Origin of the sequence: Shewanella litorisediminis (assembly GCF_016834455.1) — a bacterium.
Classification (GTDB): Bacteria; Pseudomonadota; Gammaproteobacteria; order Enterobacterales; family Shewanellaceae; genus Shewanella; species Shewanella litorisediminis.
On the sequence record NZ_CP069213.1, the window covers coordinates 386,372 to 399,829 of the forward strand.

At 54.1% G+C, this 13,458-nt stretch carries 7 protein-coding genes; all 7 read left to right on the forward strand.

Annotated elements, in window-relative coordinates:
- Positions 1-45: 45 nt before the first annotated feature.
- The 7 genes from ampD to JQC75_RS01830 all read left to right on the forward strand — a co-directional run bounded on the left by ampD (position 46) and on the right by JQC75_RS01830 (position 13,436).
- Positions 46-618: a 1,6-anhydro-N-acetylmuramyl-L-alanine amidase AmpD gene (gene ampD, locus JQC75_RS01800; RefSeq protein ID WP_203325805.1), complete on the forward strand. Its 573-nt coding sequence runs from the start codon at positions 46-48 to the stop codon at positions 616-618.
- A gap of 49 nt (positions 619-667) precedes the next feature.
- The gene (gene ampE / locus JQC75_RS01805) at positions 668-1,528 is read left to right on the forward strand and encodes a beta-lactamase regulator AmpE (protein ID WP_203325806.1); all 861 of its coding nucleotides are present in this window, start codon (positions 668-670) and stop codon (positions 1,526-1,528) included.
- A gap of 205 nt (positions 1,529-1,733) precedes the next feature.
- Positions 1,734-2,486, forward strand: coding sequence for a pyruvate dehydrogenase complex transcriptional repressor PdhR (gene pdhR / locus JQC75_RS01810; RefSeq protein ID WP_203325807.1), 753 nt, complete (start codon positions 1,734-1,736; stop codon positions 2,484-2,486).
- A 74-nt stretch (positions 2,487-2,560) separates the two neighbouring features.
- Positions 2,561-5,266, forward strand: coding sequence for a pyruvate dehydrogenase (acetyl-transferring), homodimeric type (gene aceE, locus JQC75_RS01815; RefSeq protein WP_203325808.1), 2,706 nt, complete (start codon positions 2,561-2,563; stop codon positions 5,264-5,266).
- Positions 5,267-5,277: 11 nt separating this feature from the next.
- Complete coding sequence (aceF, locus tag JQC75_RS01820; protein ID WP_203325809.1) at positions 5,278-7,209, forward strand: pyruvate dehydrogenase complex dihydrolipoyllysine-residue acetyltransferase; 1,932 nt, start codon at positions 5,278-5,280, stop codon at positions 7,207-7,209.
- Between the two features lie 170 nt (positions 7,210-7,379).
- Complete coding sequence (lpdA, locus tag JQC75_RS01825; protein ID WP_203325810.1) at positions 7,380-8,810, forward strand: dihydrolipoyl dehydrogenase; 1,431 nt, start codon at positions 7,380-7,382, stop codon at positions 8,808-8,810.
- A 150-nt stretch (positions 8,811-8,960) separates the two neighbouring features.
- Positions 8,961-13,436, forward strand: a complete 4,476-nt coding sequence (locus JQC75_RS01830) for an EAL domain-containing protein (protein WP_203325811.1) — start codon at positions 8,961-8,963, stop codon at positions 13,434-13,436.
- The last annotated feature ends 22 nt before the right edge of the window (positions 13,437-13,458 follow it).

The following is a 13,458-nucleotide window of genomic DNA, read 5'->3' on the forward strand; positions in this document are numbered from 1 at the left end:
AGAGTTGTGCTTTGTAAGTCGTCTCATGTTGAATACGGAAACCATATGCCAGCTTTGCCTTTAACACAGTGGCATAAAGGGTGGATAACCTGCGCCCGGCACAGCCCTTCGCCTTTTTTTAATGAGCGACCCAAAAGGGAAGTGAGCCTGCTGGTTATCCATAATATCAGTCTGCCCGCAGGCCAGTTTGGCTTACCTTATATAGAAGCGCTGTTTCAGGGTTGCCTTGACTGTCACGCACATCCCAGCTTCGCCGATTTGCAGGGGTTTGAGGTTTCGGCTCACTTTCTTATCCGCCGAGATGGCGAGCTGGTGCAATTTGTATCCTGTGAAGACAGGGCCTGGCATGCCGGCGTGTCCAACTTCAATGGCCGTGACGGTTGTAACGATTTCGCGGTGGGGATTGAGCTGGAGGGGACGGACGACCTTCCCTTTACGAATATGCAATATAGGGCGTTAAAGGAACTCACCCTGGCATTGATGGCCGAGTATCCTGATATCACCCAGGACCGAATCGTTGGCCACAGCGATATTGCTCCGGGGAGAAAGACGGACCCCGGGCCCGAGTTTGACTGGTCAAGGTATTTTAGGGAATTATCCCAAGAGTTTAGTGAGTAACGCACTTGGATAAGTCCTCAGCGATGTAGCATGGAATGGGAGAAACAGGATGGCACTATTTTCATTGTTGATGGCGATATTAGCCGAACGCCTTAAGTTTTTACCCGAAACCTGGCAATTTGATACTCTGATATCGAGGCTGCATCGCCGGCTGTGGAAAGACGAATTTGTTAATGGGCAGGCATCTGAATTTCAGGTGTTATTTGCACTGCTGCTACCCGCGATTTTAGTGTATCTGGCCCTGATATTGGTCAGCGGCATAGCCTGGGGGCTGCTGACTCTGGCGGTGTGGGTGCTCACCGCCATGGTGTGTTTCAGTCATCAGGAACAACGCAAAGCCTTCAAGCGGTATATTCAGGCGGCGTGCCGCGGTGATACCCAAGCCTGTTATCGCCATGGTGCAGAACTCGATTGTTCCTCCTGTCTTGAAGCCGTGACTGCCGATGAGCTGGGGCTGAAGGTTGGGCAAAGTGTTGCCTGGATAAACTATCGATTTTATGGCGCAGTGGCATTGTATCTGATAGCCCTTGGTCCCGTTGCCGCGGTGCTCTACTGCAGCGTGCGTTACTACGAGCAAATGCAAAAACGTGGCAATCTGCAACTGCCTTACGTTGATGCTTTGCTTACCGTGCTGGATTGGCTGCCCAGTCGAATTTTTGCCTTTGGCTATGTGCTTGCCGGCCAGTTCAGCAGTGCGTTCAATCGCTGGCGAAAATTGGCCTTTGACCTGTCAACCCCTGCCAGACAACTTGTCACGGAAACCGCCACGGAGGCCGAGTCCATCCCCCAGCCCTCATCTGCGCCTGTGTGCCTGCAGCCAACCCTGGTTTTGCTTGGGTTAAGCAAGCGTAACTTTATCTTGCTATTGGCGGCCGTTTCACTGCTGACTATTTTTGGCGTCGTCAATTAAACTCCATCAGGTGGCGCAAGTATCTGAAATGCAATACTTGACTCAGGTTTGTTAATTGGTCTGACCCCATGACAATTTTTTTCAGCTATGCTCTCATGTCGTGGGTGATATGGATCACTGTATGGACTTTAAAACCGTGATTTGATAAAGTGCGCTCACTCGCATAAATTGGTAAGACCAATTTACAATGGAGCTGAGGGCCCACATGGCATATAGCAAAATCAACCAGCCGAAGATCTCGGATGTGATCATGCAGCAACTCGAGCGCATGATCCTCGAAGGCAGTCTCAAGCCCGGTCAAAAACTGCCCCCTGAGCGGGAGTTGGCCATTCAATTTGAAGTTTCCCGTCCTTCCCTGCGCGAAGCCATCCAAAAGCTCGAGGCCAAAGGCCTGCTGATGCGTCGCCAGGGCGGTGGTACCTACGTGAAAGAACAGCTGTGGCAAAGCATGGCGGATCCTATCGTAGAGCTCATGCAGAGCGACACCGAAAGCCAGTACGATCTGCTCGAATTCCGTCATGCCACCGAAGGCATGATGGCTTACTTTGCCGCCTTACGCGGTACCGATGCTGACATGCAGAACATCCAAAAAATGATTTTGGAAGTGGAAGAGGCCAAAGATATCGAAGCTCAGGCCGCTGCCATCGTGCGTTTTTATCGCGCCGTGGCTGAAGCCTCCCACAATGTGGCCATGTTGCATTTGGTTTTAAGTTTAACTCCAGTGCTGCACAAGAATGTGGCACAAAACCTGGAGCTTCTGAGCCGCCGCGAAGATGCCTCCAGAATGGCGAATGAACATCGTCGGGCCCTGCTCGCCGCCATTGTTCGCCGCGATCCCGAAGCGGCCCGCGAAGCCTCGAATGAGCATTTGAGCTACATCGAAGAGGTGATGTTGGCGGTGAGGGAAGAAGACAGCCGGTTGCAGCGTAGCCTGCGCCGATTAAAGAGTGGTGCCTGATAGTCGGGATGGCATTGTTGCCAGTACCTCAAAAGCCACTTTTCCCATAAATATGTATATATAAGGACAGTCTCATGTCTGAACCTATGCAAAAAAATTCAGTGCTGCAAGACTTAGACCCCATCGAAACTCAAGAGTGGCTTGCAGCCCTCGACTCCGTCGTTCGCGAAGAAGGCGTAGAACGCGCCCAGTACCTGCTGGAACAAGTTCTGGAGCAGGCGCGTCTGGATGGCGTGGACATGCCAACCGGCATCACTACCAACTATGTGAATACCATTCCGTTGACTCAGGAACCGGCTTACCCCGGTGACATCACCATTGAGCGCCGTATCCGTTCCATCATCCGTTGGAACGCCATCATGATAGTACTGCGCGCGTCCAAGAAGGATCTGGAGCTGGGTGGTCACATGGCCTCATTCCAGTCGGCGGCGGCCTTCTACGAAGTGTGTTTCAACCACTTCTTCCGTGCCCCCAACCACAAAGATGGCGGCGACCTGGTGTACTATCAGGGCCACATTGCCCCCGGTATCTACAGCCGTGCTTTCCTCGAAGGTCGTCTGACCGAAGAGCAGCTGGACAACTTCCGTCAGGAAGTGGACGGCAAGGGTATTTCTTCTTACCCGCACCCGAAACTCATGCCTGAATTCTGGCAATTCCCCACCGTATCCATGGGTCTGGGTCCTATCTCTGCCATTTATCAGGCGCGTTTCCTCAAGTACCTGAACGGCCGTGGCCTGAAAGACACCACCGAGCAGCGCGTATACGCCTTCCTCGGCGACGGTGAAATGGACGAGCCGGAAAGCCGCGGCGCCATCTCGTTTGCTGCCCGTGAGAAGCTGGACAACCTGTGCTTCCTCATCAACTGTAACCTGCAGCGTCTCGACGGCCCGGTAATGGGTAACGGTAAGATCATCCAGGAACTCGAAGGCCTGTTTAAAGGCGCGGGCTGGAACGTGATCAAGGTAGTGTGGGGCAGTGGCTGGGACAAGCTGCTGGCCAAAGACACCACCGGCAAGCTGCTGCAACTGATGAATGAAACCGTTGACGGTGACTATCAGACCTTCAAGGCGAAAGATGGCGCCTACGTGCGTGAGCACTTCTTCGGTAAGTACCCAGAGACAGCTGCTCTGGTTGCCGACATGACCGACGAAGAAATCTTCGCCCTCAAGCGTGGTGGTCATGAGCCTTCCAAGCTGTACGCGGCATTCAAGGCTGCCCAGGAGACCAAGGGGCGTCCAACCGTTATCCTGGCCAAGACTGTAAAAGGTTACGGCATGGGCGATGCGGCCGAAGGCAAGAACATCGCGCACCAGGTGAAGAAGATGGACATGTCCCACGTGGCCAAGCTGCGTGACCGTCTGGGTCTTGGCGATCTGGTTAGCGACGAAGCCTTGCTTAACCTGCCATACATCAAGCTCGAAGAAGGCAGTGCTGAGCACAAGTATCTGCACGAGCGTCGTGCCGCCCTGCACGGCTACACGCCAAAGCGTCTGCCCAACTTCACCGGCGAGTTTGTTGCCCCTGAACTGTCTGAGTTCCAGCCTCTGCTGGAAGAGCAGAAGCGTGATATCTCTACCACCATGGGCTTTGTTCGTACCCTGAACATCCTGCTCAAGGACAAGAATATCGGCAAAAACATTGTCCCTATCATCGCCGACGAAGCCCGTACCTTCGGTATGGAAGGTCTGTTCCGTCAGATTGGTATCTACAACCCCTACGGCCAGAACTACATTCCTGAAGACCGCGATATCGTGTCTTACTACAAGGAAGACACCTCAGGCCAGGTGCTGCAGGAAGGGATTAACGAGCTGGGCGCCATGTCTTCATGGGTTGCCGCTGCCACCTCGTACAGCACCAACAATCTGCCGATGATCCCGTTTTACATCTACTACTCCATGTTCGGCTTCCAGCGTGTGGGCGATATGGCGTGGATGGCGGGCGACCAGCAGGCGCGCGGCTTCCTTTTGGGTGCCACCGCCGGTCGTACTACCCTGAACGGTGAAGGTTTGCAGCACGAAGATGGTCACAGCCACATCCTGGCCGGTACTGTACCTAACTGTATTTCTTACGATCCGACCTTCGCATATGAAACAGCCGTGATCATTCAGGACGGTATCCGCCGCATGTATGGCGAGCAGGAGAATGTGTTCTACTACCTGACCCTGATGAATGAAAACTACGCCATGCCAGCCATGCCGGAAGGTGCCGAGGAAGGTATCCGCAAGGGTATCTACAAGCTCGAAAGCCACGCTGGCGGCAAGGGCAGTGCCTACAGCCCAGCGAAGCCATCAAAAGTTCAGCTGATGGGTTCAGGCACCATCATGAACGAAGTACGCAAAGCCGCGGTAATCCTGGCTGAAGAATACGGCGTAGGTTCTGACGTGTTCTCGGTAACCTCGTTCAACGAGCTGGCCCGCAACGGTCAGGACTGCGAGCGTTTTAACATGCTGCATCCGGAAGCTGAGGCCCGCGTACCTTACATCACCACTGTGATGGGCAACGAGCCTGCCATCGCCGCGACCGACTACATGAAGAACTACGCCGAACAGGTACGTGCCTTCATGCCAAGCGCGTCTTACAAGGTGCTGGGTACCGACGGTTTCGGTCGCTCCGACAGCCGCGCCAACCTGCGTCGTCACTTCGAAGTGAACGCCGGTTACGTGGTGGTTGCAGCCCTGAACGAACTGGCCAAGCGCGGTGACATCGAAAAGTCTGTGGTAGTTGCTGCCATCAAGAAGTTCGATATCGACACCGAAAAGATGAACCCACTTTACGCGTAAGAGACGAGACAATGGCAATCGAAATTCATGTACCCGATATCGGCACAGATGAAGTCGAAGTGACCGAGATCCTGGTCAAGGTGGGTGATTCCATCACTGCCGATCAGTCGCTGATCACCGTAGAAGGCGACAAGTCTTCCATGGAAGTACCGGCTCCCAAGGCTGGCGTGGTCAAGGAAATTAAAATTGCGGTGGGCGACAAGGTCGCCACCGGCTCACTCATCATGATGTTTGAAGGTGAGCAGGCTGGTGCCGCACCGGCTGCTGCCGCTCCTGCTCCTGCTGCCCAGGCCACCGCGCCAGCGCCGGTTGCTGCTGCCCCTGCGGTGGCCGCACTGAAAGATGTGTTTGTGCCCGACATCGGCGGTGACGAAGTTGAAGTCACTGAGATTCTGGTCAAAGTGGGCGACAGCATCACTGACGAGCAGCCACTGATCACCGTGGAAGGCGACAAGGCCTCCATGGAAGTGCCTGCGCCGTTCGCCGGTGTGCTGAAAGAAATCAAGGTCGCCACCGGTGACAAGGTTGCCACTGGCTCCCTGATCATGGTGTTCGAAACGGCTGGTGCTGCCCCTGTGGCCGCAGCTGCCGCGCCTGCACCGGTTGCAGCCGCGCCAGCCGCTGTTGCCGGCGGTGACAAAGACATTCACGTGCCGGACATCGGCGGTGATGAAGTGGAAGTGACCGAAGTGCTGGTGAAGGTAGGCGACACCGTTGCTGCCGACCAGTCACTGCTGACCGTGGAAGGCGACAAGGCCTCCATGGAGGTGCCGGCACCATTCGCCGGTACTGTGAAAGCCATCAAGGTGGCCGCGGGTGACAAGGTGTCTACCGGTTCACTGATCATGGTGTTTGAAGTGGCCGGCACTCCGGTAAAAGGTGCTGCTCCTGCTGCCGCGCCAGTTGCACCTGTAGCTCAGGCAGCTGCACCAGCGGCTGCTCCGGCGCCAGGCGCCAATGCCCAGGCTCAGTCTCAAAGTAAGACCGGCGAGTTCGTGGAAAACCACGAGTATGCCCATGCTTCACCGGTTATCCGTCGTCTGGCCCGTGAGTTTGGCGTTAACCTCGCCAAGGTGAAGGGTACAGGTCGCAAGGGCCGCGTGGTGCGTGAAGACGTGCAGTCTTACATCAAAGAAGCACTTAAGCGTCTCGAATCAGGCTCCGCCACCGCCGCTGCGGGTGCCGCTTCCGGCGCCGGTCTGAACCTGCTGCCATGGCCGAAGGTGGACTTCAGCAAGTTTGGTGAAGTTGAGACTCAGCCGCTGTCACGCATCAAGAAGATCAGTGGTGCCAACCTGCACCGCAACTGGGTGATGATCCCCCATGTGACTCAGTTTGATGAGGCCGATATCACCGAGCTTGAAGATTTCCGCAAGGCGCAAAACGCCGAGGAAGCCAAGAAAGATACCGGTATGAAGATCACCCCACTGGTGTTCATCATGAAGGCGGTGGCCAAGTCACTGGAAGCTTTCCCGTCGTTCAACGCGTCTCTGTCAGAAGATGGCGAGAGCCTCATTCTGAAGAAATACATCAACATCGGCATTGCGGTGGATACGCCCAATGGTCTGGTGGTGCCTGTGGTACGCGATGTGAACAAGAAAGGCATCTATGAGCTGTCCCGCGAGCTGGCTGAAATCTCCAAGAAGGCCCGCGCCGGTAAGCTTACTGCCTCTGACATGCAGGGCGGCTGCTTTACCATCTCCAGTCTGGGTGGCCTCGGTGGTACCTCGTTCACTCCAATCGTGAATGCCCCTGAAGTGGGTATTCTGGGTGTGTCCAAGTCTGAGCTGAAGCCCAAGTGGAACGGCAAGGAATTTGTGCCACGCCTGATGCTGCCACTGTCGCTGTCGTACGATCACCGGGTGATTGACGGCGCCGAAGGTGCCAAGTTCACCACGTATCTGAGCGGTGTACTGTCAGACATACGCAAACTCGTTCTGTAACCGTAAAGGCTGTCCTGAATAGGACGGCCTTTTTATTGTGATCCGTGTCGAACGCGGGTTAAAATGCGGCCACCTTACAAGCGGGCCGATAGTTGGTTTAAAAAGTCGCCTCCCTCAAATGCTTGAGCAACTTTTTAAACGACGGAATGAAGAAAAATTCAGAGGAAAACATGAGTAATCAAATCAAAACTCAGGTAGTAGTGTTGGGTGCGGGCCCTGCGGGTTATTCAGCCGCTTTCCGTGCTGCCGACCTTGGTCTGGAAACCGTAATCATCGAGCGCTTCAGCACCCTGGGTGGCGTGTGTCTGAACGTGGGTTGTATCCCATCAAAGGCCCTGCTGCACATTGCCAAAGTGATTGAAGAAGCCAAAACTGCTGCCGAGCACGGCGTAGTATTCGGCGAGCCAAGCATCGATATCGACAAGCTGCGCGGCTACAAAGAGAAAGTGATCGGCCAACTGACCGGTGGTCTGGGTGGCATGGCCAAGATGCGTAAAGTGCAGGTTGTAAACGGTCTGGGTAAATTCACCGGCCCCAACAGCATCGAAGTGACCGGTGCCGACGGCGCCGTGACCGTGGTGAACTTCGATAACGCCATCATCGCTGCCGGTTCACGTCCAATCCAGCTGCCATTCATTCCTCATGAAGACCCACGTATTTGGGACTCTACCGATGCACTGGAACTGAAAGAAGTTCCCAAGAAGCTGCTGGTGATGGGCGGCGGTATTATCGGTCTGGAAATGGGTACCGTGTACCATGCGCTGGGCAGTGACATCGACGTGGTTGAAATGTTCGACCAGGTTATCCCTGCTGCAGACAAAGACGTGGTGAAGGTTTACACCCGTAAGATCAGCAAGAAATTCAACCTGATGCTGGAAACCAAGGTGACCGCGGTTGAAGCCAAAGAAGACGGTATCTACGTTTCTATGGAAGGCAAGAAGGCCCCAACTGAGCCTGTGCGTTATGACGCCGTGCTGGTGGCCATCGGCCGTACTCCTAACGGCAAGCTGCTTGATGCAGAAAAAGCCGGCGTGAACGTAGATGAGCGCGGCTTTATCAAGGTAGACAAGCAACTGCGCACCAACGTGCCACACATCTTCGCCGTGGGCGACATCGTGGGTCAGCCAATGCTGGCGCACAAAGGTGTGCATGAAGGCCACGTGGCTGCCGAAGTGATCTCTGGTCTGAAGCACTTCTTCGATCCTAAGGTGATTCCATCTATCGCTTACACCGACCCTGAAGTGGCCTGGGTAGGTCTGACCGAGAAAGAAGCCAAAGAGAAAGGTATTGCGTTTGAGACCGCCACCTTCCCATGGGCTGCTTCCGGCCGCGCCATCGCCTCTGATGCCAGTGACGGTATGACCAAGCTGATTTTCGACAAAGAGACTCACCGCGTGATTGGTGGTGCCATCGTTGGTGTGAACGGCGGCGAACTCTTGGGCGAAATTGGCCTCGCCATCGAGATGGGTTGTGATGCCGAAGACATCGCGCTGACCATCCACGCTCACCCAACTCTGCACGAGTCTGTGGGCCTGGCGGCTGAGGTTTACGAAGGTTCTATCACTGACCTGCCAAACCCCAAGGCGAAAAAGAAAAAGTAATTTCTGAAAAGCCATAAAAAAGACGCCCTGGAGGCGTCTTTTTTTGTGGCTCTATTTGTGAATAGTGTAAAATTTGTGTAATCATCTCTTGGTCTTAGGCAGTTAATTTCTGCCTGTGCTTGGTTTTCGGGTCGTGCCGCGATAACAACTATGATAAAAAAAGTTGCTCAATCTCTGCTGCTGATGTTGGTACTTTTGCTGCCCTGGCTTAACGTCAGCTATGGCGGTGAGTTTGTGCAGCGGATCTTTGCCAGTCGCGATGGCCTGTCCAATGGCATGATCAACTCCATTACCTTCGACCGCTATGGGTTTGTCTGGGTTGCTACCGAAGATGGCCTGTTTCGGGTCAGTAAAACCATGGTGCGCAGGGTAGATTCCCATCAGGGGGAAAACCGCCTCAACGATTCTTACATCATGGACGTGGTTGCGCTGGGGCAGGAATATCTGCTGGTGAGCGTATCTGACACCCTTTATCGTTACCATATTCCTTCAGATACCTTCGAAGAAATCGGCAGTGCGGCCTTATTACCCGAATACGAAGGGGGCGGCATTATTGACCGCAGTGCCGTGGATCAGCACTCCTTGATGTTGCTGAACAGCAAGGGGCAAATCCTGAAGCTGGACCATCAGAACTGGCAGTTGGAGAAGGTAGTTCAATTGCAGAAGGACCCAGACGTACTCTGGGACAAGCTGCTCTATCTGCCCTCAGGGCAGCTCATCGTTGGCAAGCCCTATCATCTGGAAATTCGCTCCGCCAAGGGTGAAAAGCAGGTCGATTTACCCTGGGTGGAGGCATCGGGCCAGGCCAAACGTCTTTATCGGGATAGAGCGGGCCGTGTGTGGCTGACCTCGAGCGATGGTTTGTTTGAAGTGCTGCCCGACTCCCAGCAGATTCTGCCTGTGCCACAGGTGCCTTACTACATCACCGCCATCAATGAAGATGGCAAAGGCAACCTGTGGATGGCAAGTCGCGCCGGTGTGTTGAAGTGGTCACCGGACGACCAGGTTTTCGAAAAGTTCGACAACGATCTGCGCCAACTTGCCAATATTGATTATGTTCAGGATGTTGCCATCGACAGTCAGGATTTGATTTGGCTCGGTGGCGCCGGCGAGGGGCTGGTGCTGGCGGTGGATAAGCCCACATTCCTGAGGGAAACCTTCAACAATCAGCCCCCGTATTCACTGGGAAACCAGATGATCTGGTCTATTTTCACCGAGGGTGACCGCTATTGGTTTGGCACCGATGCGGGCATCGTCAGCGTAGAAGAGGGGAAAGTCGGCTCGGTGCTGAGTACACCAGAGGAGTTTGAACCCAATGACAGTGTGTATGCCATCACCTCTCTGAACAATGACTACCTGCTGCTGGCAACCACCAATGGACTGTTTTTGCAGGATAAAAACACCCATGCTACCAAGAGATTCCACGAGTGGAGTCATGGTATTGAGTCGTTGAAACGCAAATGGATATTCCAGGTTTATAAGGACCCCGGGATCCCGGGGCGGCTGTGGTTCTTAACCGGAACCGGTTTGTATTATTGGGAGCCCGGTCTGTTTGACCCCCAGGAATATGCCCTCATCAGTCGCAGCGGTGAACGTTACCAACCTGCTATCTACAGCATGCTCAGAGGCTCGGACGGTAAACTCTGGCTGGGTGGTCCGGATGAGTTTGGTTACCTGGATTCTGATGGCTACTTTATCGATAAGCGTGAACTTTTCAGTGGGATGAAGGGCGACTTGCAGGTAGGGCATATCCTCGAGGTTACACCTGGTAAGCTGTGGCTGGGGACATCCCTGTTTGGCGTGATGGAGTACCAGACCAACACGGATACCTTGGCGTCTTTGCAGGAAAGGTGGAAACTCAGCTGCTATACGGCCTTTGGCCTGTTGGAAACGCCGGATTACCGTGTGATCCTTTGTCCTCGCGCCTTGGTGCGTCAGCACAAAGAGACATCTGAAGTGCAGGTGTTTACCGTAGAAGATGGTGTCGTCAATACCGAGTTCAACGAAGGCGCCTATGCCTACCGTGAGGATAAGGGGCTGTTTTTGGGCAGCCCCAACGGGGTGCGTCTGATGGATGTCAATGGCCTGAGCAATCGCATCACCGACGAACGGGTATTTCTGGAGTCGGTGACGGTGTTTTATGATAGCCACACCGAAAAGTCCCTTGTGCCGAGCGATTTTACCACAGTAGCGCCGGGCGCTCGCATGATCAGTTTGCAGCTGACCAGTAACGATTTTCTCGATGATTCCCCCATCAGGCTTAAATATCGCCTGGGCAAACAGGGGCAGTTGGTTGAACCCAAATACCTGCTACTCGATGGCCAACCTCAGCTCAATCTCTCAGGGCTGGACGCAGGCAGGCTGGAACTTGAACTATTGAGCCGTCGCAATGAAATCTGGGACGATACCCCTTACGTCCATCGCCTGCATGTGCAGCAATACTGGTGGGAGACGGCGCTGTTCAAATGGTCACTGATAGTGTTCCTGATGCTGTTAACCCTGGCCATCATTCTTATCCGACATCGCCAGGTTGAGCGTTTTCGTAATATGAACACGGCGCTTTTGGAGAGCGAAGACCGGCTGCGTCAGTCCCTGCGTGGCAGTGACTCGGATCTTTGGGTTTGGACCCGCAAAGACAACTCTTTCTATCTGGATAATCGCAATGGGGTCCTGTCGGTGGCGCAGGAGGTCCTGAGGGTGAACTTTGAGGAGTTTCCCATCCATCCGGACGACAGAGACAGGGTGGTGTCTCACTGGTTGGCGGTGATCAACGGTGAGATTGAACGATTCGACGCTGAATATCGGTTCCAGCGCCGCACTGGAAGCTGGGGATGGCTCAGGGTGCGTGGGCGCCCAAGTCAATTTAACAAAGAGACCGGTGAGGTTGAAAAAATCAGTGGTATCTACAGCGATATCACCCAGCACAAGCAGTTGCAAAATGAGGTAGACCTGTTGGCACAGGCGTTTGAAAACACCTCTGAAGGGGTGCTTATCCTCGACGCCGACGAGCAAATCAAAGTTGCCAACCGAGCCGCCCAGTCAATTTTGGGCGCCGCCATGGCAGAGCTGGCCGGTCGCAAATTTATTTCGCTGCTTACCGAGCATGGCACCAATCGCAGTGAGATAGCGACCTTGCTCGCCAATGGCATGAGCTGGACCGGCGAGCGCGAGCTGCGTATCGCCGCCGGGCAGGTGTGCCCCGTTTGGCTGAACGTTTCTGTGATGCTGGGACTGCAGGGCAAGGTGCAGCACTACGTGGTCGTGTTCTCGGATATTACCGAGCGCAAACGCAGTGAAGCGGATTTACGGCGACTCGCCAACTACGATGTGCTCACAGGCCTGCCCAATCGTTCGCTGTTTGCTGCCAGACTGAATCAGGCCATACACAAGGCCACCCAGAATGATGAAAAGCTGGCATTGATGTTCCTTGACCTTGACCGCTTTAAGCACGTGAATGACTCCTTCGGCCATGGTATGGGCGACGCGCTTTTAGTGGAGGCGGCTGCGCGGCTGCAGTCTTGTATCGATCCTGAATATACCCTGTGCCGTTTTGGTGGCGATGAGTTTGTGGTGCTTATCCATGGTACCGAGGTGGATACCCTGAACCATCTGGCCAATACCATTCTCGGCCAAATCGAAACGCCGTTTAAACTCTTTGGCCGTGAGTTCTATATCTCTACCAGTATTGGCATTTCCATTTGGCCTGACGATGCACGTCAGCCCGAGGCCTTAATCAAAAACGCCGATTTGGCCATGTATCATGCCAAGGAAGAGGGGCGCGGCAACTTCCAATATTATTCTCAGGAACGTAATGCCGAGGCGCTTTATCATTTGCGTTTGGAGGCGGATTTACGCAAGGCGCTGGAGCGGCAAGAATTTATCCTCCATTACCAACCGCAAATTGATGTAAATGATGATAATCAGGTCATAGGGATGGAAGCCTTGTTGCGCTGGCAGCATCCCAAGGACGGCTTTATCCGTACTGACATTTTCATCAAGGTAGCCGAAGCCTGTGGGTTGGTCATAGACATAGACAAGTGGGTATTACGTCAGGCGTGCCTGGATGGGGCGCGCTGGAGCCGCAAACTTAAGCGTCCCTTTAAAATCTCGGTAAACATCTCGGCAGTGCATTTCCGTCAGCCCGATTTTATCGACCACCTGCGCCGTACTCTGGTAGAGACGTGTATTCCGGTAGAAAACCTGGCGCTTGAAATCACCGAAGGGGTGTTGATGAAAGAGCTGCACATCGCCCGCGATCACCTGCGTCTGCTCAGGGATATGGGGGTGCAGGTTGCCATTGATGACTTTGGTACCGGCTACTCGTCGCTGGCTTATCTGCGCCATTTCGACGTTAACCTGCTGAAGATTGATCGCTCTTTCCTGATAGATATTGCCGACAATCAGGCAGACCAAGCGATTGTGTCCAGTATTATTGAACTGGCCCGCAACCTGAAACTCAAGGTTGTGGCAGAGGGCATCGAAACCCGGGAACAGCTCAATCAGGTATTGGAACGGGGTTGTCATGTAATTCAGGGATACTACTTTGCCAAGCCCATGCCCCGTGACGACATGGATGCCTATCTGATGCTGGATGGCCCAGCTTCGGCCTCCCCCGAACAGGTCTGATGTGTTTGTTACTGTTCAGTAA